This window comes from Stenotrophomonas sp. AR029, from assembly GCF_047520695.2.
Classification (GTDB): domain Bacteria; phylum Pseudomonadota; class Gammaproteobacteria; order Xanthomonadales; family Xanthomonadaceae; genus Stenotrophomonas; species Stenotrophomonas sepilia.
In genome coordinates this window covers 37,513-60,204 of sequence record NZ_JAXBQQ020000001.1, presented here as the reverse complement: position 1 = coordinate 60,204, position 22,692 = coordinate 37,513, and the positions used below count along the sequence as shown (strand labels likewise).

The following is a 22,692-nucleotide window of genomic DNA, read 5'->3' as shown; positions in this document are numbered from 1 at the left end:
AGCGGCTGCGACGTGGATGCGGCAGGATAGCCCGACCCATCCGGAGATGCCGCATGAATGGTTCCATCACCTGCCAGTTCCGCGAAGCCGTACCCACGGTCGAGGACTACTGCCAGTTGCGCGTGCTCGCAGGCCTCAGCGCCAAGTCCCGCGAAGCAGCCGCCCGCGCGCTGCCCAATACGTTGTTCGGCGTGTGCGCTTACCAGGGTGCAGAACTTGTGGCGATGGGCCGTATCGTCGGCGATGGCGGCTGCCACCTGCAGGTCTGTGATATCGCGGTGCTGCCGCGTTTGCAGGGGCAGGGCCTGGGCAAGGAAGTGATGCGGCGGCTGGACGGCTGGATGCAGGCCAACCTGCCGCCGTCGGCTTACGTCAGCCTGCTGGCCGATGGCGAGGCGCATCGGCTGTATGCACAGTTTGGTTTCGCACCGACTGCGCCGGCATCGATCGGGATGTATCGGCGGTTCTGAGCCGTGGGCGGGGTGAAGTCATCTACGCGCAGGGCGGTTTGATGGCAGATCGCGGGCAAAGAAAAACCCCGGCCGAAGCCGGGGTTTTCAAGAATTGGCGTCCCCACGGGGATTCGAACCCCGGTCGCCACCGTGAAAGGGTGATGTCCTAGGCCTCTAGACGATGGGGACGCACGAAAACTTCAAGTTGTAGATCCTTCGACGGCCTAATGTCGAAGTGGTGGAGCCAAGCGGGATCGAACCGCTGACCTCCTGCATGCCATGCAGGCGCTCTCCCAGCTGAGCTATGGCCCCATGAAACTCTGGATATCTGCCAGGAGCAGAGTCCGTCTTGAAACTGGCGTCCCCACGGGGATTCGAACCCCGGTCGCCACCGTGAAAGGGTGATGTCCTAGGCCTCTAGACGATGGGGACGCACGAAAAACTTCAAGTTGTAGAACTTTCGACGGCCTAATGTCGAAAGTGGTGGAGCCAAGCGGGATCGAACCGCTGACCTCCTGCATGCCATGCAGGCGCTCTCCCAGCTGAGCTATGGCCCCGTGTTACCGAGCCGCCTATCATACCTGCGTGTTCACGTTTGTGGAAGCTTTTTTCGAACTTTTTTCGTCCCGGTTCAACCTTCGCCACCAAGGGCAGGGGAACCGCAACGCCACAACCTGAATGCCAGTAGGCGGTGAACAAAAAAGACCCGGTTATCGGCCGGGTCCTCGTTGTTCGTGATGAGTGGCGTCCCCACGGGGATTCGAACCCCGGTCGCCACCGTGAAAGGGTGATGTCCTAGGCCTCTAGACGATGGGGACGCAATTCTCATCAATGTTCTTTAGCGACCTTTCGACGGCCTAATGCCGAAAGATTGGTGGAGCCAAGCGGGATCGAACCGCTGACCTCCTGCATGCCATGCAGGCGCTCTCCCAGCTGAGCTATGGCCCCACGTCGCTGAGGAGCGAAATAATAGCCTTGCCCCAGAGGGTTGGCAAGCATTTGTTGCACTTTTCTTCACGTGCGTTGCGAGGGGGGCGACGATCGCACGTACTCAGTCGGCGCCGTCGGTCAGCGCCGCCAGGATCGGGCACTGATCCAGGGTGCCGTGGCCGGGGCAGGCGTCGACCAGCTGCGAGAGCGCGCTGTGCATGCGTTGCAGTTCAGCCATGCGCTGCGCGATGTCCTGTAGGCGGGCCTGTGCCGCGTCGCGCACGCTGCCCATGTCCTGCGGGTGGCGATCACTGAGTGCCAGCAGTTCGGCGATTTGTTCCAGGCTGAAGCCCAGCGTCTTGGCGCGGCGGATGAAGCGCAGCCGGCGCAGGTCCTGCTCACCGAAGATGCGGTAGCCCCCGGCCGAGCGTGCCGCGGTGGGCAGCAACTGCTGGCGCTCGTAGTAGCGCACGGTATCGATCGGTACGCCGGCCTGGCGCGCCAGTTGACCAATGTTCATGGCGGATTCCTGCGGATGCTGCCGGTCATTCTGAAGCCTGGAGTCAGGTCCAGGGTCAAGCTCCCGTCGCTGACGGCGCATTCAGCGCACTTTGCAACTTTCTTCATAGCCCCGCCGTCGTGGCAGTTCCTACCCTGCGCCTGAACCGGCCGCTGGATGGCCTGCAACGAACCGAGGAGATGCTCTGTGGAAGGATTCAGGAACGAGGGATTCGTAGAGGTCGCGGTGGTCGAGTACCCGGGAGGGGACCCGTCGGCGGCCTCGGTGCTGACCGAAATGGCACACGTCGCCAACCGGCTTGCCCAGCAGCAGCGTCGCCCGTTCAAGCGTGTCCTGGTGACCCGCTGGGGCGTGCCAGCCAGCCAGACCGGCGTGCATCGCATTGCCGGCGCGGAGATGCTCGAGGCGGACATTCCCGCCGTGATCGCCGTGCCTGGCCAGATCAGTCAAGGCGTCTGCCTGCGCGCCGATGAGGTCCTGCTGGATTGGCTGCGCGCGCATTACGATGGCGGCAGTCTGCTGGCAGCTGCCAGCGATGGTGTCAGCATGCTGGCACGCGCGGGTCTGCTTGCCGGGCGCACCGTCAGTGGGCCGGACCTCGGGCGCCATCCGGGCCTGCAGGGGCAGTCGGCCAGCTGGGTGCCCAGTGAGCGCGCGCTGGTCGACGACGGTGATCTGCTGACAGTGGCCGGTTCCCAGGCCTGGCGCTTCCTCGCCCTGCGGCTGCTGTACCGGCTGCACGGCCAGGGCGTAGCGAGTTCCGTGGCGCAGCAGTTGGGGATCACGGTGCCCGCGGCGATCCAGCAGGATCTGGAGCGTTTCAGTGCCAACTTCGCCCACGGCGATCGCGACGTACTGAAGGCGCAACGCTGGCTGCATACCACCGCTGCGCGTGGGGCCACGCTCGGAGCGATCTGCGAGGTTTCCGGACTGGAGCCACGGACTCTGCAGCGGCGCTTCCTGAAGGCCACCGGCCTGCGTCCGATCGAGTATTGCCAGCGGTTGCGTATCGCCAAGGCACAGACATTGCTGCAACAGGGGGCGGGTATCGATGAAGTGGCCTGGGGTGTGGGCTATGCAGACCAGAGCGCATTCCGCCGCCTGTTCCTGCGCATTGTTGGAATGACGCCGGCCAACTATCGGCGGCAGGTCAACAACAAACGGCGCGAACGGCCGCTGTTGTCGTCGGTGGCGGGCAGCCTGCGCGGGCTGCAACCGGCGCCTGGCATGCAGATGCCGCGCAGCGCGGCCTGAAGCCTGCGGTGGGCGTCGCACTTGCAACCTGGGCGCGACGCTTTGACCATGCAGGCAACGAGATGATGTGACAGGTGGGTTGATGTCGAGTGTTGGACCGGTGCCGATACCGGTGGTGCTGATCCTGATGTGCGTGCTTATGGCCATGGCGGTGGCCCACCTGTGGCCGCGGCCGAAGGACGGGATGGCAGTGCCTTCCGCGGCCAGCCTGGTCCTGGACATGTTGCTGATCGGCCTGCTGTGTGGACGCATCAGCTTCGTGGCCTTGAACTTCGCGCTCTACCGTGAGGCCCCCTGGAGCATCCTGCAGATCGCCGACGGTGGGTATCACCTTGCCGTCGTGCTGGTTGCGGGCCTGGCGTGGGGCACCTGGCGGCTGCGGCTGTGGCGCGCGTTGCGTGCGCCGGTGCTGGCGGGGGCGCTGGTGGGTGTGGTGCTGTGGGCGGCGGGCAGCCACCTGCTGGCAACATGGCAGGAGCGGCGAATGCCGCTGCCGGCGGTCCAGGTGGCCGATCTGCAGGGGCGCAGGATCGACCTGCAGCAATTCCGTGGCAAACCGGTGGTGCTGAATCTCTGGGCCAGCTGGTGTGGTCCCTGCCGTCGCGAGATGCCGGTACTGGCATCCGCACAGCAGACCCACACTGACGTGCAGTTCGTGTTCCTCAACCAGGGAGAAACCCTGGACAAAGTGAAGGGTTTCATCGCATCCGAACAGCTCCGGCTGGGCAATGTATTGCTGGACGATACCGCCTCGGCGTCAACCGTGCTGGGTGTACAGGCCTATCCATCGACGCTGTTCTTCGACGCCGAAGGCCGCCTGCGTGAACTGCACCTTGGCGAACTGACGGCGGCGGGTCTTGAACACAAACTGCGCCGGCTGCGGTAGCCTGCGCGGGCATCTCACTACGGAGTTCCCATGTTGTCGACTTCCCTGCGCATCGCTTCGGCGGTGCTGTTGCTGCCGGTCATGCTGGCATTGGCCGCCTGCAGTCAGGCCCAGACCCCGCCAGGCAAGGCAACGGCAGCGCCGGCAGCGAGCGCTCAGGCCCCAGCGGCCAAGGGCGAGCGCCCCGCAGTGCTGAAAGGCATCGAGAAGCACGGTTTTGAAGTCGTTGCCGAGTTCGATGCACCGGGTGGCCTGCGTGGATTCGCTGGCGTGGTGGGTGGGCAGCAACCGGCCGCAGCCTATGTCACCGCCGACGGCAAGCATGTGCTGGTAGGCAGCCTGTTCGATGCCGAGGGCAACGACGTGGCCGCCGAGGCGGTGGAGAAGCTGGTTTCAGCACCGATGTCGGCCAGGATGTGGACCAAGCTGGAGGCCAGTGCCTGGGTGCGTGACGGCAAGGCCGATGCGCCGCGCGTGGTCTATACCTTCAGTGATGCCAACTGCCCGTACTGCCACAAGTTCTGGGAAGCAGCGCGTCCGTGGGTCGACGCCGGCAAGGTGCAGTTGCGCCACATCATGGTCGGCGTGATTCGCGAGGACAGCCCGGCCAAGGCTGCGGCCATCCTGTCTGCGCGTGACCCGAGTGCGGCCTTGCTGGAAAACGAACACCAGTTCGACCGTGGTGGCATCAAGGCCCTGCCGAGCATCAGCCGCGAGATCGCCGCCAAGCTCGACGCCAACCAGGTGCTGATGATTGAAATGGGCTTCCAGGGCACGCCGGGCATCCTGTTCCAGGATGCACAGGGCCAGGTGCAGCGTCGCGCCGGCCTGCCACAGGGCGCTGACCTGCAGACAGTGCTGGGCCCACGCTGATCGGCACCCATGTCGTGATGCGACACCACAGGCCCGCATGGCAGCATGCGGGCCTGTTGCGTTTCGTCACTTGTGCGGGTGATGCAGGCTGCGCACCACCTGTTCGTCGTCACGTCTGAATCGTGACTGACATCAAGCATCGCGCCTTGATTCCAATCAAGGCCAAAAACGACAGGCGGACTAGCCTGTGACGCATGGAATACAGCGTCAACGCGCCAGGGATGCCGCGCCTGACACGCCCTGAACCGGGGCAGTCGGCACAGCCATTCACGACGTTCTCACTCCTTGGTTGTTACCCAGACTGCTGCGGTCGCCACCTCTCCGGCAGTGCGGCCCTGATGGCGTCGATATCGGTACGGGCGGGGCAGTGTCATCGTCCTGTTGCCTGCCACGCGCAGGCTGGCCGGTGTCGTCGACGCAGTACCCGCATTTCCAGCAACGGCAACGCAACGTCGGAGCTGCGCCTGCGCGCGCGCCGTCAGTGCGCTGCGAATGTTCGTCCAGGGAGGATGCAATGCGCTTTGCGGTACTGAGTCTGGCCTGCCTGACCGCGCTGGCGGTCACGCCAGCATATGCGCAGCAGAATGGCCAGGAGGATGCGCACGCATTGCGCCAGGAAATCGCTGCCATGCGGCAGGCACTGGAGGGCATGCAGAAGCGCCTGGATCAGCTCGAACAACGCGAGGGCGCTGTCGCGGCCGCTGCGCAGGTAGCGGCGCCGGTGACACCACCTGGCAGCAGCGCCAACCTGCTGCATCCCACCCAGGTGCCGGGTGTGGCGCAACCGGTGCTGCCGCAGCGCGAATCGGTGGCCGATCCCTCAACGGCGGCCTCGCGTCCCGACAGCGCTGCTGGGCCGACCGACCCGGATCTGAAGGGCTTCTTTGCCATTCCAGGTACTGACACGGTGATCCGCATTGGCGGCTATGCCAAGCTCGATGCGATTGCAGATTCGCGTGCGGCCGGTGACGAGGATCAGTTCATCCCTTCGTCGATGCCGGTGGGCGGCAGCCATCGCGATGTTTCCAATTTCAACATCCACGCCAAGCAGACCCGCTTCAGCTTCGAGGCGCGGCGCCCGACCACGCACGGCAACCTGCGCTTCTACCTGGAGAATGATTTCTTCGGCAGCAGCGATGGCTACGCGTTCCGCCTGCGCCACGCGTATGGCCAGCTTGGCAATACCTATGCCGGCTACGGTTACTCCAGTTTCATGGACCCGGACAGCCTGCCCGACACGCTCGACTTCGCCGGTCCCGGCGGCGCCGGCTATCTGCTGGTGGCCGGCATCCACCACAGCTTCGCGATGGGCAAGGGCAACACCCTGACGCTGGCCGCCGAAGACCCCAAGACCGAACTGGCCGGTGCCAGTGATGAACGGGCCGCAGTGAACCGGCTGCCGGATGTGACCGTGACCGCACGCATGGAGCGTGACTGGGGCCATCTTCAGCTGGGCGCGGTGGCGCGCAGCCTGGCCTATGACGGCGAGGGCGAGCGCGACCGGCGCATGGCCGGCGGCCTGCAGTTCAGTGGCTCGGCATCGGTAGGCGAGCGCGATCTGTTGCTGTTCGGCGCGCTCGGCGGGCGCGGCCTCAGCCGCTACACCGCGGACCTGACCGGCTCCGGGCTGGACGCGGTGGTCGGTGCCGATGGCCGTCTCGACGCGCTGGACCTGCACGGCGGCTTCGTCGGCTACACGCATTACTGGTCCGAGCTGTGGCGTTCGAACCTGATCTTCGGCCAGCTGACCCTGGAGCGGAACGCGGCACTCGCTGCCGACGCCTTCCGGCAGAGCCGATACGGCGTGTTCAACCTGATCTGGAGCCCGGCGCCGTCGTGGACGATGGGCATGGAGCTGCTGTACGGCCGCCTGGAACAGCAGGGCGGCGCGCGCGGCGACACGGTCCGGGTGCAGGGCAGCCTGCAATACAACTTCATCAAGTAAGCGCCAGCGGCGTTACGCCAGCGCAACCGTCCCCACGCCCGGCCGCACCGGGCTCATGCCAGTACAGGAGATTGTCATGGCAGAAGCAAAGAAAATCGGGGTGGTCGGAGCCACCTTCCTCGTCGCTGGCAACATGATGGGCTCAGGCGTGTTCCTGTTGCCGTCCAGCCTGGCCAAGATCGGTACCGCATCGATCTGGGGCTGGCTGATCACCACGGCCGGTGCGCTGTTGCTGGCCTTCGTATTCGCCAAGCTGGGCAAGCTGGCGCCGAAGGCGGGCGGTCCGTATGCCTATGCGCGTGACTGGTTCGGGCCTTACATGGGCTTCCAGACCAATACCATCTACTGGTTCGCCAACTGGATCGGCAACGTTGCCATACCGATCGCCGCGGTGGGCTACTTCAGCTACTTCTTCCCGATCCTGTCCGAGCCGCTGGTGCGCTGCATCGCGGTGCTGATCCTGGTGTGGGCGCTGAGCTTTGCCAACGTGATCGGCCCGGCCTTCGTCAGCCGTGTGCAGACGGTCACCACCAGTTTCGCGCTGGTGCCGATCCTGGGCATCGCCATTTTCGGCTGGTTCTTCTTCGATGCCGAAATTTTCAAGGGCGCCTACAACGTGTCCGGTGAGTCCAACTTCGGTGCGATCTCCAGTGCCGCGGCACTGACCCTGTGGGCTTTCATCGGTGTCGAATCGGCTTCGGTCACGGCTGGCGTGGTCGAGAACCCGGAGAAGAACGTGGCCCGTGCCACTCTGGCCGGTGTGTTCCTGGCTGCCATCGCCTACATCGCCAGTTCCTCAGTGATCATGGGCATGGTGCCCAATGGCGAGCTGCAGACCTCCGACGCGCCGTTCGCGCTGGCGGCGGCCAAGGCGGTCGGCGGCTGGGGCGGCGCGCTGGTCAGCCTGTGCGCCTTCATCGGCGCCGCCGGTTCGCTGGGCGGCTGGATCCTGCTGACCGCGCAGAGTGCCAAGGCGGCCTCGGATGATGGCCTGTTCCCGAGCATCTTCAGCAAGACCAACAAGGACGACGTGCCGGTCAAGGGCGTGCTGATCGTGGCGGTGCTGATGACCCTGGCGGTGCTGGTGACGTCCACCTCGGAAACCGCGTCGGCCCAGTTCGACGTGATCACGTCGGCGGCCGTGGTGCTGACCCTGCTGCCCTACATCTACTCGTGCGTGGCCTGCTACTTCGTGGTCGAGCGTTCGCACACCCTGGTCCATACCGGTGCGTTCTGGACCCTCACCAGCCTGACCGTCGTGTACTGCCTGTGGGCGATCTACGGCTCGTCGGGAACCATCGTGCAGTACGCCTTCCTGTTCGTGCTGTTCATCACCGTGTTCTATCCCTTCTTCAGCGAGGAGCGCCGCCAGCAGCGGCAGCGCGCCCGCGAGGCATCGGCCATCAGCGCCGGCGCCCAGCGTTCCTGAGTTCGACAAGGAGAATCAACGTGTACTTCAAGTCCCTGGACTACCCGGTCATTGTCATCGACAACGACTACGAGTCGCCGCGCATCGGCGGCATCCTGATCCGCGCCCTGGTGGAAGAGCTGCGCAGCAACGACCAGCGGGTGCTGTGCGGGCTGAACCTGGATGATGCGCGTGCCGGAGCCCGTACCTACGTGGCGGCCTCGGCGGTGCTGATCTCGATCGATGGCAGCGAAGAGGTGGATGGCGAGTTCCAACGCCTCACCGCCTTCCTGCGCGAGCAGAGTGCGCGCCGCGCCAACCTGCCGGTGTTCCTGTACGGCGAGCGTCGCACCATCGAAAAGGTGCCGAGCAAGCTGCTCAAGTACATCCACGGCTTCATCTTCCTGTTTGAAGACACCAAGAGCTTCATCTCGCGGCAGGTGATGCGCGCGGCCGAAGACTACATGAAGAATCTCTTGCCGCCGTTCTTCAAGGCGCTGATCCATCATGCGGCAGAGTCGAACTACTCCTGGCATACGCCGGGCCATGCAGGCGGCGTGGCATTCACCAAGTCGCCGGTCGGCCGTGCGTTCCACCAGTTCTACGGTGAGAACACCCTGCGCAGCGATCTGTCGATCTCGGTGCCGGAGCTGGGCTCACTGCTGGATCACACCGGCCCGATCAAGGATGCCGAGGAAGAGGCGGCGCGCAACTTCGGTGCCGACCATACCTTCTTCGTCACCAATGGCACCTCCACCGCCAACAAGATCGTCTGGCATGGCACGGTGGCCCGCGGCGACGTGGTGTTCGTCGACCGCAACTGCCACAAGTCGCTGCTGCACGCGCTGATCATGACCGGCGCGGTGCCGGTGTATTTCACCCCAAGCCGCAACGCACACGGCATCATCGGCCCGATCAGCCTGGATCAGTTCACACCGGAATCGCTGCAGCAGCGCATCGCCGCCAACCCGCTGGCCAGCCAGGCCTACAAGGCCGGTTCCAAGCCGCGCATTGCGGTGGTGACCAACTCGACCTACGACGGCCTGTGCTACAACGCCGAGAAGATCGCCGACGAAATCGGCAGCGCGGTCGACTTCCTGCACTTCGACGAAGCCTGGTACGCCTACGCCGCGTTCCATCCGTTCTATGAGAACCACTACGGCATGGCCAAGGGCAAGCCGCGCGAGCAGGATGCGATCATCTTCACCACGCATTCCACCCACAAGTTGCTGGCCGCGTTCTCGCAGGCGTCGATGATCCACGTACGCAACTCGGCGCAGCGCGACCTGGATGCCGAGCGCTTCAACGAGTCGTTCATGATGCACACCTCGACCAGCCCGCATTATGGGGTGATCGCGGCCTGTGACGTGGCCTCGAAAATGATGGAGGGCGAGGCCGGCCGTTCGCTGGTGCAGGAAATGCATGACGAGGCGATCGCCTTCCGCCGCGCGATGCTGCACGTGCGTGACGACCTCGGGCGCGACGATTGGTGGTTCAGTGTCTGGCAGCCGACCAAGGTCGAGCGCAGCCTGGACAAGGGCGATACGCCGGCTCCGCTGGTGGCCAAGCGCGAGGAGTGGTACCTGCAGCCGGATGCGCACTGGCACGGCTTCGAGAATCTGGTCGATGACTACGTGCTGATCGACCCGATCAAAGTGACCCTGCTGACCCCGGGCCTGGCGATGGACGGCAGCATGGGCAAGCTGGGCATTCCGGCGGCGGTGCTGAGCAAGTTCCTGTGGGGCCGCGGCATCACTGTGGAGAAGACCAACCTGTATTCGGTGCTGTTCCTGTTCTCGATGGGCATCACCAAGGGCAAGTGGAGCACGCTGGTCACCGAGCTGATGGCCTTCAAGGAGCTGTACGACTGCAACGCGCCGTTGAGCCAGGCATTGCCGACGCTGGCGGCGGACTATCCGATTGCCTACGCTGGCTGGGGACTGCGTGACCTGTGCGATGCATTGCACGCGTTCAACCAGGAATTCGAGGTCGCCAAGGTGATGCGCGAGATGTACGTGGATCTGCCGACGCCGGTGATGACCCCGGCCGATGCCTACAACCACCTGGTGAAGGGCGAGATCGAGCGGGTCGACATCGAGCAGCTCAGTGGTCGCGTCGCGGCGACCATGCTGGTGCCGTATCCGCCGGGCATTCCGACCATCATGCCGGGCGAGCGATTCGGCGACAGCGACGAACCGATCATCCAGTCACTGCGTATTGCCCGTGAACAGAATGCGCGTTTCCCGGGCTTCGAGTCGGATGTGCACGGGCTCATCATCGAGCACGATGGCGATGTGACCTCGTACAGGGTGGAGGTGCTGAAGGCCTGACCGGGGACGGTCGGCCCTTCGGCGAGCGATGGATACCGCGCGCGAGCAACGCATCCTGAAGTTCTCCATCGGGGTGACCATCGCGGTGAGCGCGGTCGGCTTCATCGGTGGCCTGCTGGTGGGATCGCAGGCCATCCTGTTCGACGGCGTGTACAGCCTGGTCGACGTTGCCTTGACTCTGGTTTCGTTGTCGGTACTGCGGCTGGTGGCGCGGGAGCAGAGCCCGCGCTTCCAGTATGGCTATTGGCACCTGGAGCCGATGGTCGAGGCACTCGGTGGGGTGATCCTGTCGCTGGCCTGCGTGTACGCGCTGGCCAACGCGGTCATCGGCTTGACCACGGGCGGGCACGAAGTGAAATTCGGGCCCGCGCTGTGGTGGGCGGCGCTGCTGAGTGCCTGCAACCTGGCAATGGCGACGTTCGTCGCGCAGCGTGCGCGGCGCCTGCGCTCGGCGTTGTTGTGGCTGGATGTAAGAGGCTGGCTGCTGGGTGGATTGATGAGCCTGGCGGTGGTGCTGGCCTTCGTGCTGGCCCTTGTCCTGCATGGCGGCAAGTGGCACCACTGGGTCCCGTACCTGGATTCGATCGTGCTGGCGTTGATCAGCCTGGCGGTACTGCCAGTGCCGGCGCGCAGTGCATGGAAGGCCATGCGCGAAGTGCTGCAGGTGGCGCCGGATGACCTGGACCGGCGCGTGCAGCAGGTAATGCAGGCATTCGTGTCCGAGCGTGGCTATGCCGGTTTCACCAGCCACGTGGCGAAGATGGGGCGGATGCGCTTCATCGAGATCCATGTGCTGGCAGACCCCGGTACGCCATTGGGCTCGGTGGGCGAGGTCGATGCGATGCGCGATGAGATCGCCGTGCGGCTGGATGCGCGGGGCAGCACGTTCTGGTTGACCATCGATTTCACTGCGGATCCGGCGTGGACGTAGCCCTGCCTCTTTCGCGCCGGGGCCTCGCCCGGCCAGGTTCTGTTCCCCTGTAGAGCCGAGCCCATGCTCGGCTGCCGTTCGCATGGAGCAGCCGGGCATGGGCCCGGCGATACAGCACGCTGCGATCGTTGCACACGGCGGACTGCTCTGTTGCGCCGGATGTGTTTGACCTGAACCTGGGTTGAGGTTGCAGACTGCAGCACAGTTCCACAACGCCTAGCGCAGGTAGTACTCCACCGGCACCACCAGTTCCTGTGGTGCCTTCAGTTCATCGGGAATGGGCGGCAGCGGCTGCGCGCGGCGGAAGGTCTGCAGTGCGGCGCCGTCAAGCATCGGCTGGCCACTGGACTGCTCCAACCGCAGGGCCAGCAGGCGTCCCTGGCGATCGATGCTGGCCCTGACCCAGGCAGTGCCCTGCTGGCGCCGTGAGCGGGCCGCAGCAGGGTAGTAGCGATAGCGCTCCAGCCGCGCCATCAGGCGGGCTTCCCACTGGTCGCTGGCGGCGCCGGCCTGGAAGTCCGCCGGTGGGGCGTCGGGAGCGGGCGGCGCGGCCGTGATCGATGCCGGTGCGGGACTTGCATCGGTCGCGGCCGCAGGCGGGGCGACCGGCAGGGCTTGCCGGCCAGCGCCACTGCGTTCGCTGGCGGCCACTTCGCCCTCGCGTGCGGCGGTGGGCTTCGGTGGAGGGGGCGACTTCGTGGGTTGGGATGCGCGCGCCTGCTGCGCCTGGCTGGGGGTGTCGGCCTGGCGTTCTTCCACTGGCTGCGGCGGCGTCGCCGGTGCCAGCAGGCGCAGGCTGATGCGCACGTCCTGCTCGGGCGGCGGCAGCAATGGCGGCGCGGCCACCCAGTGCACCAACAGCAGCAGGGGCAACAGGTGAAGCCCGATGCTGATGGCGATCGCCTGCCAGTGTTGGCCGCGCTCACTCATCGTCCAGCACCCATAGCAGGTCGGCGTCGGTCGCATCGACGGATGCACCGACTGAAGCGAGCGCGATCACCAGCGCTGGTGTGCCCGCTGGCAGGTAGCCCGGCATGCCAGTACCGCGCAGTACATGCCAGCGACCGGCCACCAGCAGCGCGGGTGCCGCGGCTCAGGTTGTGGGCGACGCGGTACAGGTAGGCGCGGCCATTGCTCAGCAGGCCACTGGCGGCGATTCTGACGACGCCCAGCCAGGTCTCCTGGACGACATCATCGGCGTCGCTGCGTTGCGGGAGCTTACGGCGGACATGGGCGTGCAGCGGCTGGTAGTGGGCCGCGCACAGCTGCGCGACATCCGTCGGTTCGACAGGCGTGGACACGGGGCGGGCGACAACTGGGAAAGGGAACAGCCCGCGGCGGCAAGGGCAGCGGCTACACCTTACAGCAAAAGAGAATCATTTGCATCCATGGGCGCGAGGCGCGGCATGCGTGGCCGACTGCGAGGTCAGCGCGGACGAAAGTCGCAGTGGATCTGCAGGGCTTCGGTGGGGTTGTGATGCAGCTCGAAACCGCAGTGCTGGAGGCTGCGCTTCACCCGGGCGATCGCTTCGGCATGGCGGGCGGTGCGACGCTGCTGCCAGCGCGGCGGGGTGAACACGCCCAGTGGCAGCAGCCGCAGCCGCTTGCCGTGCAATACCACTGAGACATCGATATGACGGCCATCGATGTCGTGGCCGTTGGCGCCGAAGATGGCATCGACTTCATCATGGCGCTGCGGATAGCAGGCGCGGAACACCGCGATGCCGAGCCAGCGCACGCCACGACGGAAGCCGCCGAGCCGGCTGTGGCTGGGTTCGAAGCCGCGCGTGACGAGCAGGCCCAGCCCGGCAGGCAGCAATGCCTGCGCGTCGAGCAAACGTTGCAGCACTTCTTCTTCCAGCTGGATGCGGGTAGAGGGCCAGCGCGGTGCGATGAGCAGTCCGTGGTGGCTGCCGCGTTGCAGGGTCAGCATGGGTGAAGCTTCGCACGCGGGCGAACAGCCGGGGTAGTGCCGGCCGCTGGCCGGCAAATCTGTTGCCCGTCAGGTGCCGGCCAGCGGCCGGCACTACCGTGACGATCGTCAGAGGTCGCGGTACTGGATCTGCGAAGCCAGTACGCGCAGGCCATCGGCATTGCTGGACAGGATGCGCTCTTCGCCGATGCCTTTCTGCCGTTTCAGCTGGAAGCCCTGGTCTGCAGGCAGCTGTGCGGCGATGGCGTCCATGCGTTGCATGGCATCGGGGCCGCTGCAGTCGAAGTGGCCCCAGTAGGCGCCATCGCGGTGGATCTGCAATCGGTAGTTCATCGCGGTAGCTCCGGCAGGTCCTGCAGCCAATGGTCGAACATCGCGGTGGCGGCCGCGGCCAGTGGCGCGCCATAGCGACGCGCCTGCGTGCGCAGGTCGTTCGGATCGATGCCGGCCTGCGCCAGTTCCAGGGTGTGACCGATCAGCCAGCGCTCGAACTGGCGCGCGTCCAGCTCCGGATGGCATTGCAGTGCCAACGCATGGTTACCGATGGCAAAGGCCTGGTGGCGGCAGGCCGGCGTGCTGGCCAGGCGGCGTGCACCCGCTGGGAGTTCGAACGCCTCGCCATGCCAATGCAGTACCGGAATGCCCTGCAGGGCCTGCAGTGGCGAGCGCTGACCGTCATCGGTGAGCAGCAGTGGCGCAAAGCCGATCTCCTTGCCACCACTGGCGGCGACATCGGCACCGAGTGCACGTGCCATCAGCTGCGCGCCCAGGCAGATGCCCAGCGTGGGCCGCTGCTGCTGCAAACGCCCTTGCAACAGCGCGATGCTATCGTTGAGGAACGGGTAAACATCAACATCGTTGACGCTGATCGGGCCACCCAGCACCACCAGCAGGTCAGCCGCTTCGGCCGGATCGAGTGCATCTACACCCGCCTGCAGCACCTGCAGCTGCCAGCTCTGGGCCAGCAGCAACGGTTGCAGGGTGCCAAGGTCCTCGAAGGCAACGTGTTGCAGGACAACCGCGTGCTTCATGCCGGGGCTCCATTGCTGGGCCAGTAGAAACTGTCCGGGGTGGCGCGTGCGCCGAAGATGGCCTGGCCGACACGGACCACGGTGGCGCCTTCCTCGATGGCCACTTCGAAGTCGCCGGACATGCCCATCGACAGCTGCGACAGGTCGATGCCGGGTGGGGCGGTACGCTGCAGCTGCTCGCGCAGTTCGCGCAGGCGCACGAAGCACGCGCGCACACGTTCGACTTCGGGAGTGAAGATGGCCAGAGTCATCAGGCCACGCACGCGTAGCCGGTCGAAGACTGGCAGCTGCTGCACGAATGCCTCGACGGCAGCGGGTTCCAGTCCGTACTTGCTGGGTTCGGCGGAGGTGTTGACCTGCACGAAAACATCCAGCGTGCGGTCTTCCAGCTGCAGGCGCTGCTGCAGCGCTTCGGCCACGCGCAGGCTGTCAAGCGCCTGGAACTCGCTGGCGAAGCGCGCCACGTAGCGCGCCTTGTTGGTCTGCAGATGCCCGATCACCGACCAGTGCACGCCCAGATCGGCCATCGTCTCGGCCTTGCGTTGCGCCTCCTGCACCTTGTTCTCGCCCAGCTCGCGGCAACCGGCGGCCACCGCCATGCGGATGCGGGCGTCATCGACGGTCTTGCTGACCGGCAGCAGGCGCACGCTGGCCGGGTCCCGGCCGACGCGGGCACACGCATCGGCGATGCGTTGGCGCACCGTGACCAGGTTGGCGGCGATCTGTTCAACAGACTGGGCGACGGGCCAGTCGGCGGCGGCAAGGGGCATGCGGGCACCTCCAATGCAGGGCGGCCAGGGTGGGATACACTGGCACAGGACAAGAATTATTTTGGCATAGGACAAAATGAAAATCACCGGGCATAGCGCCGAGTCGATCTTCGACAGCATCCGCGATGGCATCGGCAAAGGCCGTCTGCCGGCCGGCAGCGTGCTGCCGCCGGTTCGCGATCTGGCCGATCAGTTGGGGGTCAATCGCAACACCGTGGCCGCCGCCTACAAGCGATTGGACGCGGCCGGCCTGGCCAGCACCGCAGGCCGGCGCGGCACGGTGGTGCGTGGCCTGCCGCCGATGCTGGCGCGCGAGGGCAGTACGCCGGGGTTGGCGCTGCAGGACCTGGCCGGTGGCAACCCGGATCCGCGCCTGTTGCCCAGCCTGCGCCTGGCCGCGGCGGCACCGCGGTTGTATGGCGTGGGCACGGTCGACCCGAGGTTGCAGGCGTTGGCACGCGCCTCGCTGGATGCGGATTGCCCCGAGGGGTACGCGCTGGAGCTGACCCATGGCGCGGTCGATGGCATCGAGCGCCTGTTGGCGGCATGGCTGCTGCCGGGCGATCGCATCGCGGTGGAGGATCCATGCTTCCTCGGTAGCCTCAATGTGCTCAATGCCGTCGGCCATGCGCCGTTGCCGGTGACGATGGATGCGCATGGCATGCAGGTCGAATCGCTGCGACAGGCGCTGGAGGCCGGTGCACGCGCGGTGCTGTTGACACCACGGGCGCACAATCCGACCGGGGCCAGCCTGGATGCGAAGCGGGCACGGGCGTTGCGCCAGCTGCTGGCGGCCTATCCGCAGGTGGCGGTGCTGATCGATGACCACTACGCACTGCTCTCGCAGCAGGCCTACCACTCGGTACTGCCGCTGGATGGCCGGCGCTGGGCGCTGCTGCGTTCGCTGTCCAAGCCGCTCGGCCCCGACCTGCGCCTGGCCTGGCTGGCCTGTGATGACGAGACCGCGATGCGGTTGCGGTTGCGGTTGGCGTCCGGCATCGGTTGGGTCAGTCATCTGCTGCAGGATGCCGCCACTTCGGTGCTGGCATCGGCGCCGCAGCGGGCAAAGATCGCCTCGGCAGGCGAGCGGTATCAGCAGCGCCTGCAGTCGCTACAGGAACTGCTGCGCGTGCGTGGCGTGCCGACGCCGTTGCCGATGGAGGGATTGAACCTGTGGCTGCCGTTGCCGGCCGACAGCCATCCACAGGTGCTGGCGCTGGCTGCGCGCGGATGGCATGTGCGTGCTGGCGAAGTGTTTGCGGTGGCTGCACCAGCGCATGGCCTGCGCATCACCTGCGCGGCGCTGGGGGCGGCGCAGCTGCGGCAGCTGGCCGATGACCTGGCGGCGGTGTGTGGGGTATAGCGCCCAGCCATGCTCGACGCTAGAAGCAGATCAGGGCGCGGCGTTGGCGTTGGGGCGCACGTAGTAGGACTGGCCACTGTCATCGACGAACATCAGCTCCGGCTTGCCCTGCCAGGACGTGAGCATGGCGCCGGTATTGTTCTGGTGCTTGACCATCAGGCTGGCGCCACGGTCCGGATTGGCGACGACCTTGAAGACTTCGGTGGTGCCGGTGGCATCGTCCAGAGTGAGTAGGGCTTCGCCCCCGCGGTCGCTGGTGCCATAACCGCCGCGCTCGGAACCGTCGGGGCCAAGCAGGATCAGGCCGGACAGCGCGGTTGCACGCGGTCCTTGGGTGCGGCCCCTGCTGAGGGGGTCCGGCACCGGCGCACCGAGGATCAGCCGTGGTTGGCCAGTGCCATCGTGGATGACCAGGCCGCGCGCTTCGATGATCCGCTCAGGCGATTGGCTGCGATGCAGGCTCCAGGCGGTCCAGCCGGAAACGAGCAGGGCAAGGGTCGATACCACCAGGGTGGTCAGCAGCAGCACACGGGGCATCGGGTCGTCCTTCCTTGGATAGGCCGACGATAGCGGATGCCAGCGGGCAAAGGCCAGTTCGTTGTGTGACGATCTGTATCGTCAGTGGAAATCGCGGCTGTGGCTGCGCAGTCCCTGCAGCAGCTCATCCAGGCAGTGCATGCGCTGCACGATGACATGCTGCACGCCATCAACGCGCTCCAGGCGGCCATCGATCTGCATCAGCTGGGTGTCGACCAGCACCCGGTGCTGGCGGTCGGCCAGGTGGCGCCAGACCACGGCGTTGACCATCCCGGTCTCGTCTTCAAGGGTGAGGAAGGTAACGCCACTGGCGGTCTGCGGGCGCTGGCGCATGCGCACCAGTCCGGCGATGCGCACGCGGCGGCCATGGCCGTGCCCGGCCAGCTGCGCGGCATCCAGGCAGCCGCGGCTGCGCAGCTGCGCGCGCAGGAACGAGATCGGGTGGCGGCCGAGGGTGGTGCCGGTGCTGCGGTAGTCGGCCTGCATGTCCTCCCAGGCGCTGGGCAGTGGCAGGGGCACGCGGGCTTCGGCAGTGGCACGGGCCTGGTCGAACAGCGGCAGCCGGTTCTCTACGCCCGAGATATCCCAGCGTGCACGATGGCGATGGCCACTGAGCCCGCGCAGTGCGCCGGCATCGGCCAGCAGGCCCTGCTGGCGGCGGTCCAGCGCGGTGCGCTGGCACAGGTCGCCGACGTCGTCGAACGGGCGCCGCGCGCGCTCGCGCATGATGGCCTGCACGGCATCTTCGTTGCAGCCGTCGATCAGACGCAGGCCCAGACGGATCGCCGCCGGCCCCCTGCTGAAGTCCAGCGTGCAGTCCCAGTCGCTGTGGCGTACGTCCACGGGAAGAACGGTAATGCCATGCCGCCGCGCGTCCTGCAGCAGCTGGTCAGGGCTGTAGAAACCCAGCGGCTGGCTGTTGATCAGGCTGGCAGTGAACGCGGCGGGATGATGGCACTTCAGCCAGCAGCTGGCATAGGTCAGCAGGGCGAAGCTGGCGGCATGACTTTCCGGGAAACCGTAATCGCCGAATCCCTTGATCTGCTCGAACAGGTGCTCGCCGTATTCGCGGCTGAAGTTGTTTCTCAGCATGCCGGCCAGCAGTTTCTCGCGATGTGGTTCCAGCCCACCGCGGCGCTTCCAGGCCGCCATCGAACGGCGCAGGGCATCGGCCTCGCCCGGGGTGTAGCCGGCCGCATCCACCGCCAGCTGCATCACCTGCTCCTGGAACAATGGCACGCCCAGCGTACGCGCGAACACGCGTTCCAGCTGCGGTGGGTAGAGCGGGTTGTCCGGGTCGTTCAACGCGTCCGGGCCTTGTTCGCGCAGGATCCGGCGCCGCTCCAGGTAGGGATGCACCATGTCGCCCTGGATCGGGCCGGGACGCACGATCGCCACTTCGATCACCAGATCGTAGAAGTTGCGTGGCTGCATGCGCGGCAGCATCGCCATCTGTGCGCGCGACTCGATCTGGAACACGCCGATGGTGTCGGCGGCGCTGATCATGTCGTAGGTGGGGGTGTCTTCGTCGGGGATCGCATCCATGCGCCCGCTGTGCAGGCCATGCTGTTTCAGCATCGCCAGGCATTTGCGGATGGCCGTGAGCATGCCCAATGCCAGGCAGTCGACCTTCATCAGGCCGGTGGCATCCAGGTCATCCTTGTCCCACTGGATGACGGTGCGGTCGGCCATCGCCGCGTTCTCCACCGGTACCAGGGTCGACAGTGGATGCTCGGAAATCACGAAACCGCCCGGGTGCTGCGACAGGTGGCGCGGAAAATCGATCAGCTCTGCGGTGAGTGCCAGCAGGCGCCGCATCAACGGCGTGTCCGGATCGAAGCCACGCTCGCGCAGGGTTTCCGGCAGCGGGATGTTGCCGCCCCAGTGGTCCATCGCCGCGCCCAGTTCGTTGACCTGGTCCATCGGCAGGCCCAGCGCGCGGGCCACGTCGCGGATCGCGCTGCGGCCACGGTAGCTGATCGCCACCGCGGTCAGTGCGGCGCGCTCGCGGCCGTAGCGCTTGAACACGTACTGCAGCACCTCCTCGCGCCGCTCGTGCTCGAAGTCGATGTCGATATCCGGTGGTTCGTCGCGCTCGGCGGAGATGAAGCGCTCGAACAGCAGGTTGCTGCGTGCCGGGTCGATCTCGGTCACGCCCAGCACGAAGCACACCGCTGAGTTGGCCGCTGAGCCACGGCCCTGGCAGAGGATGTCCTGGCTGCGCGCAAAGCGCACGATGTCCTGCACGGTGAGGAAGTAGGAGGCGTAGTTCTTCTGCTTGATCAGCGCCAGTTCGTGCTCGATCTGCGTGCGTTGCTTCGCTTCGATGCCGCCTTTCCAGCGCCACTGGATGCCGCGCTCGACCAGCACGCGCAGCCAGCTGTCCGGATCGTGTCCTTCGGGCACCAGCTCGCGCGGATAGGTGTACTGCAGCTGTTCCAGGGTGAAGTGGCAGCGCTCGGCGATGCGCAGGGTTTCAGCCAGCAGTTCGGGCGGATACAGCTGGGCCAGCGCGGTACGCGGGCGCAGGTGGCGCTCGCCATTGGGAAACAGGCGCCAGCCGGCCTCGGCCACGCTGCAGCGGTGGCGGATCGCGGTCAGCGTATCCTGCAGGGCGCGGCGGCGTCGCACGTGCATGTGCACGTCGCCACTGGCGACCAGGGGCAGGCGGTGGCGTTCGCCGAAGGCCTGCAGCTGCTGCAGGCGGCGTGCGTCATCGTGTTCGCGGTGCAGTTCCACCGCCAGCCACAGCCGATCATTGAAGCCGGTGCGCAGCAGTTCCAGGTCGGTAGCGGCCGGTTGCCGGTCCAGCCATAGACAGAGCAGGCCGTTGGGCAGGCCGAGCAGGTCCTCGCGCAGGCAGAGGTACTCGCCCTTGGCAGCCCGCCGCCGGCAGGTCGTGATCAACTGGCAGAGCCCGGCATAGGCGGCCTGGTCGGTGCACAGCAGGGCCAGCTTCGGCCCGTCCTCGACCTGGAATTCGGCACCGACGATCAGCGCCACGCCATGCGCCTTCGCCGCTTGCCAGGCACGCACGATGCCGGCCAGCGAGCATTCGTCGGTGATCGCCAACGCGCGGTAGCCCTGGCCAGCGGCGCGCGCGAACAACTCTTCGGCGATCGAAGCACCGCGCTGGAAACTGAAGGCCGACAGGCAGTGCAGTTCGGCGTAGCCGGGCAGTTCGCTGCGCATGGCGGCTCAGCCGAACCAGCCGTGCAGCATCCACGGCGCATGCGGATCGTTGCGCGCGCGGAAGGCCCAGCCGCGCTGGCCATGCGCGGTTTCCACCACGTAGTAGTCGCGGCGCGCGTCAGCCTGGTCCCACCAGCCCGATTCGATCCGCTCCGGCCCGGCGATGATGCGCAGGCGCGGGTCACGCAGCGGCTGTGGAGCGTCCAGCAGCCAACCGGGGCGCAGTGGCCAGTATGCCGGTGGCCTGGCTGCTGGCTGGGTGCCGCTGGCGCGTTCGGGGCGATGGTCGGCCTGCACTGCCAGCGGCTGCACGGCGTCATCGCCGAGCCGCGCGCGCAGGCGCTCACGCAGCTGGTTCCACGGCATCGCCTGCGCCGGACGGGTATCGAACAGGTCACGCGCGGCGGGCACGAACGGCGGCAGCTGTTCGGCCTGCAGGCGCAGTGCGCGGCTGCCGGCCGGCAGGGCGAACGCTTCCATGCGGTTGCGCGCGATCTCGAACAGCAACGCGGGATCGCGTTCGGGCGCCAACAGGCCGATGGTCAGCACGCTGGCCGGCAACAGGTCATGCTCGAAATGCAGGTCGAAGCGCTGCACGCCGCCATCGCGCGAACACAGGAACGCGGCCAGGTCGAGCAGCAGGCGGCGCAGCGGGAACAGCAGGGCCTGGCTGGATTCGATCTCGTATTCGAATTCGATGCGCGCATCGAAACGGTCCGGTGGCTGGTAGTAGCGCAATGGCGCGGTGGGCAGCCCGCGCAATGCATCCAGCTGCTGCAGGACCTCGGGGGCGAAGCGCCGGGCCAGGCTGTCGCGCGGCAGCTTGAGCACCGCGCCCAACGTGCGCAGGCCGGAACGGCCAAGCACCGTCACCGCCTCGCTGGGCAGGCCGCAGCGCGCCAGGGGCAGCTGCGCCAGCGCCGCCGGCAGCTGCTGCGCATCAAGGCCGAGGCCATCGTGGACGTTGGCCAGCACGCGCGCGGCATGTGGGGTAGGCGCGGCCACCAGGCGGTGGCGGAAGCCGAGTTCGTGCAGTTCGTTGCGCAGGCGCTGCTGGATCGTCAGCCAGTCACCGAACAGGGCGCGGCTGGCACCGATTTCCAGCACCAGCGCATGCGGAAAATCGAGGCTGACCTGCGAGCTGTAGGCATAGGCCCAGCTGGCCAGCAGCTGCCGGGTGTGCTGTTCGGCATTGGGGTCGTAGTCGTGCAGGTGCATGTCCTGCACCAGTACCTGTGCAGCCGACAGCAGCATGCCCGGGCGCAACCCCGCGGCGCGTGCTGACGGGCTGACTGCACGCACTACGCGTCGCTGTGCCGGCCCCTGCAGCAGCACCAAGGGCCGCTGTGGGTCGGGCTGCAGGCGCAGCACGCTGTCCAGCGCCAACTGCGGCAACAACAGGCAGGCCCAGTGCATGGCGCGTCCTCAGTGGGCGATGGCCAGCGGCAACGGTTGTGCCGGCGGCAGGCCGCCACGGCACTTCAGCACCCGCACCTGGCCGTGGTCGAGCTGCAGGCGCAGGCTGGCCGGGGAGGGATTGCGCGCGGCCTGCGCCTCGCGGAACACGAAGCCCAGGCACTGGCCGCTGTCGGCGGCCACCTGCAGGCGGCGCAGGGCGCGGTCGTCGGCTTGATGCGGCCAGCACAGTACCGCCGCGCAGGCCGCAGAGCGCAGGCACTGTTCGGCGGCCCACAGTGCCTGCTTCGGCGTGGCCTGGATGACCTGCAGCTGGGCCAGTTCCAGCCCGGCCGCTGCCCAGGCCGGAGCGTGCGGGCGATAGGGCGGAGCGACCAGCACGATCGGGCGGTCGCGCTGGCTCAGCCTGGCCAGTGCCGGCCAGACCAGCGCCAGTTCGCCAACGCCGGGCGCCGCCTGCAGTACCTCGCACAGCCCGCTGGCCGGCCAGCCGCCGCCGGGCAGGCGTGCATCCAGTGCCGGATGGCCGCTGGCCAGATGGTCGCTGGCGGGGCCCTGGCGGGCCGGGCCACGCCACAGCTGGCGCCCGTCCAGCAGCCGGTCGAGGGCGACGACGGCACCCATCAGTCAGCCCTCCAGGGGAGGCGCCGGGTGGGCTGGAAGCGGCAGGAACGGGCGGAAACGGCAGGCATGGCGCGAGTATCGACGGGCCGGTATCAGGGGCTGAGACCAGACATGCTACTCGCGTTGTAAGTAGAATTACTAATGAAATCGGAGGGTCCGGTTTCAGGTTGCTGAAGGGGGAAAGCATCCACGCATGGCGTGGATCTACTGGAGAGCCACGGCAAATCCATGCCGCAGCCTGGTAGATCCACGCCATGCGTGGATAGCGGTAAAGCGCGGTGCCGACCAAGGTCGGCA

Annotated in this window: 19 protein-coding genes, 6 tRNA genes and 2 pseudogenes; 9 read left to right on the top strand and 18 right to left on the bottom strand. The window is 66.6% G+C overall.

Annotation, left to right across the window (positions count from 1 at the left end; genetic code table 11):
- Nucleotides 1-53: 53 nt before the first annotated feature.
- Entirely contained in the window at nucleotides 54-470 is a 417-nt protein-coding gene (locus ACM0PB_RS00300; RefSeq protein ID WP_053500686.1) for a GNAT family N-acetyltransferase, read from the top strand.
- 95 nt (nucleotides 471-565) lie between these two features.
- On the opposite strand, the gene ACM0PB_RS00295 is transcribed toward ACM0PB_RS00300, so the two are convergent.
- The 7 genes from ACM0PB_RS00295 to ACM0PB_RS00265 all read right to left on the bottom strand — a co-directional run bounded on the left by ACM0PB_RS00295 (nucleotide 566) and on the right by ACM0PB_RS00265 (nucleotide 1,902).
- Nucleotides 566-641 (bottom strand) — tRNA-Glu (locus tag ACM0PB_RS00295).
- A 47-nt stretch (nucleotides 642-688) separates the two neighbouring features.
- Nucleotides 689-764: transfer RNA gene (locus tag ACM0PB_RS00290), tRNA-Ala, on the bottom strand.
- A 44-nt stretch (nucleotides 765-808) separates the two neighbouring features.
- A tRNA-Glu gene (locus ACM0PB_RS00285) sits at nucleotides 809-884 on the bottom strand.
- Between the two features lie 49 nt (nucleotides 885-933).
- Nucleotides 934-1,009, bottom strand: a tRNA-Ala gene (locus ACM0PB_RS00280).
- A gap of 185 nt (nucleotides 1,010-1,194) precedes the next feature.
- A tRNA-Glu gene (locus ACM0PB_RS00275) sits at nucleotides 1,195-1,270 on the bottom strand.
- 54 nt (nucleotides 1,271-1,324) lie between these two features.
- Nucleotides 1,325-1,400 (bottom strand) — tRNA-Ala (locus ACM0PB_RS00270).
- A 103-nt stretch (nucleotides 1,401-1,503) separates the two neighbouring features.
- A complete protein-coding gene (locus ACM0PB_RS00265; protein WP_049415383.1) occupies nucleotides 1,504-1,902 on the bottom strand; it encodes a heavy metal-responsive transcriptional regulator in 399 nt (132 codons plus the stop codon).
- Between the two features lie 186 nt (nucleotides 1,903-2,088).
- On the opposite strand from ACM0PB_RS00265, the gene ACM0PB_RS00260 reads away from it, so the two are divergent.
- From ACM0PB_RS00260 to ACM0PB_RS00230, 7 genes are all read left to right on the top strand, one after another.
- Nucleotides 2,089-3,156, top strand: coding sequence for a GlxA family transcriptional regulator (locus ACM0PB_RS00260; RefSeq protein WP_414604883.1), 1,068 nt, complete (start codon nucleotides 2,089-2,091; stop codon nucleotides 3,154-3,156).
- 82 nt (nucleotides 3,157-3,238) lie between these two features.
- Nucleotides 3,239-4,042 (top strand): TlpA disulfide reductase family protein, encoded by an 804-nt coding sequence (locus tag ACM0PB_RS00255; protein WP_065185759.1) that lies wholly within the window; start codon nucleotides 3,239-3,241, stop codon nucleotides 4,040-4,042.
- 30 nt (nucleotides 4,043-4,072) lie between these two features.
- A complete protein-coding gene (gene dsbG, locus ACM0PB_RS00250) occupies nucleotides 4,073-4,915 on the top strand; it encodes a thiol:disulfide interchange protein DsbG (RefSeq protein ID WP_065178513.1) in 843 nt (280 codons plus the stop codon).
- Between the two features lie 514 nt (nucleotides 4,916-5,429).
- The gene (locus ACM0PB_RS00245; protein WP_065196105.1) at nucleotides 5,430-6,860 is read left to right on the top strand and encodes a DcaP family trimeric outer membrane transporter; all 1,431 of its coding nucleotides are present in this window, start codon (nucleotides 5,430-5,432) and stop codon (nucleotides 6,858-6,860) included.
- 76 nt (nucleotides 6,861-6,936) lie between these two features.
- Nucleotides 6,937-8,289 (top strand): arginine/agmatine antiporter, encoded by a 1,353-nt coding sequence (gene adiC / locus ACM0PB_RS00240; protein ID WP_414604882.1) that lies wholly within the window; start codon nucleotides 6,937-6,939, stop codon nucleotides 8,287-8,289.
- 20 nt (nucleotides 8,290-8,309) lie between these two features.
- Nucleotides 8,310-10,598 (top strand): Orn/Lys/Arg family decarboxylase, encoded by a 2,289-nt coding sequence (locus ACM0PB_RS00235; protein WP_053499657.1) that lies wholly within the window; start codon nucleotides 8,310-8,312, stop codon nucleotides 10,596-10,598.
- Nucleotides 10,599-10,626: 28 nt separating this feature from the next.
- Nucleotides 10,627-11,529, top strand: coding sequence for a cation diffusion facilitator family transporter (locus tag ACM0PB_RS00230; protein WP_005417104.1), 903 nt, complete (start codon nucleotides 10,627-10,629; stop codon nucleotides 11,527-11,529).
- A 216-nt stretch (nucleotides 11,530-11,745) separates the two neighbouring features.
- On the opposite strand, the gene ACM0PB_RS00225 is transcribed toward ACM0PB_RS00230, so the two are convergent.
- From ACM0PB_RS00225 to ACM0PB_RS00195, 7 genes and pseudogenes are all read right to left on the bottom strand, one after another.
- Complete coding sequence (locus ACM0PB_RS00225) at nucleotides 11,746-12,459, bottom strand: energy transducer TonB family protein (RefSeq protein ID WP_005417103.1); 714 nt, start codon at nucleotides 12,457-12,459, stop codon at nucleotides 11,746-11,748.
- Nucleotides 12,452-12,622: pseudogene (locus ACM0PB_RS00220) on the bottom strand (ChaN family lipoprotein); the annotation flags it as partial. The pseudogene ACM0PB_RS00220 and the gene ACM0PB_RS00225, both read right to left, overlap by 8 nt.
- Nucleotide 12,623: 1 nt before the next feature.
- Nucleotides 12,624-12,830 (bottom strand): annotated as a pseudogene (locus ACM0PB_RS00215) (RNA polymerase sigma factor); the annotation flags it as partial.
- Nucleotides 12,831-12,955: 125 nt separating this feature from the next.
- Nucleotides 12,956-13,462 carry a hypothetical protein gene (locus tag ACM0PB_RS00210; RefSeq protein WP_005417100.1) on the bottom strand — a complete coding sequence of 169 codons (507 nt, stop codon included), beginning with the start codon at nucleotides 13,460-13,462 and terminating at the stop codon, nucleotides 12,956-12,958.
- A 108-nt stretch (nucleotides 13,463-13,570) separates the two neighbouring features.
- Nucleotides 13,571-13,795, bottom strand: a complete 225-nt coding sequence (locus ACM0PB_RS00205) for a hypothetical protein (protein WP_005417095.1) — start codon at nucleotides 13,793-13,795, stop codon at nucleotides 13,571-13,573.
- Nucleotides 13,792-14,493 carry a glutamine amidotransferase gene (locus ACM0PB_RS00200; protein WP_005417093.1) on the bottom strand — a complete coding sequence of 234 codons (702 nt, stop codon included), beginning with the start codon at nucleotides 14,491-14,493 and terminating at the stop codon, nucleotides 13,792-13,794. Before ACM0PB_RS00200 ends, ACM0PB_RS00205 begins: the two co-directional genes overlap by 4 nt.
- On the bottom strand, nucleotides 14,490-15,263 hold the full coding sequence (locus ACM0PB_RS00195; RefSeq protein WP_065185754.1) for a YggS family pyridoxal phosphate-dependent enzyme: 774 nt from the start codon (nucleotides 15,261-15,263) through the stop codon (nucleotides 14,490-14,492). The genes ACM0PB_RS00200 and ACM0PB_RS00195 overlap by 4 nt, the downstream gene beginning before the upstream one ends.
- Before the next feature lie 76 nt (nucleotides 15,264-15,339).
- On the opposite strand from ACM0PB_RS00195, the gene ptsJ reads away from it, so the two are divergent.
- The gene (ptsJ, locus tag ACM0PB_RS00190; RefSeq protein WP_053499651.1) at nucleotides 15,340-16,626 is read left to right on the top strand and encodes a MocR-like B6 salvage transcription factor PtsJ; all 1,287 of its coding nucleotides are present in this window, start codon (nucleotides 15,340-15,342) and stop codon (nucleotides 16,624-16,626) included.
- Nucleotides 16,627-16,656: 30 nt separating this feature from the next.
- Here ptsJ and ACM0PB_RS00185 read toward each other — a convergent pair whose 3' ends face one another.
- The 4 genes from ACM0PB_RS00185 to imuA form a co-directional block, all read right to left on the bottom strand.
- A complete protein-coding gene (locus ACM0PB_RS00185) occupies nucleotides 16,657-17,163 on the bottom strand; it encodes a hypothetical protein (protein ID WP_005417089.1) in 507 nt (168 codons plus the stop codon).
- A gap of 81 nt (nucleotides 17,164-17,244) precedes the next feature.
- Nucleotides 17,245-20,355 carry an error-prone DNA polymerase gene (locus ACM0PB_RS00180; RefSeq protein WP_171955499.1) on the bottom strand — a complete coding sequence of 1,037 codons (3,111 nt, stop codon included), beginning with the start codon at nucleotides 20,353-20,355 and terminating at the stop codon, nucleotides 17,245-17,247.
- A 6-nt stretch (nucleotides 20,356-20,361) separates the two neighbouring features.
- Entirely contained in the window at nucleotides 20,362-21,771 is a 1,410-nt protein-coding gene (locus tag ACM0PB_RS00175; RefSeq protein ID WP_005417086.1) for a Y-family DNA polymerase, read from the bottom strand.
- 9 nt (nucleotides 21,772-21,780) lie between these two features.
- Nucleotides 21,781-22,395, bottom strand: coding sequence for a translesion DNA synthesis-associated protein ImuA (imuA, locus tag ACM0PB_RS00170; protein ID WP_053499642.1), 615 nt, complete (start codon nucleotides 22,393-22,395; stop codon nucleotides 21,781-21,783).
- Nucleotides 22,396-22,692 lie beyond the last annotated feature (297 nt).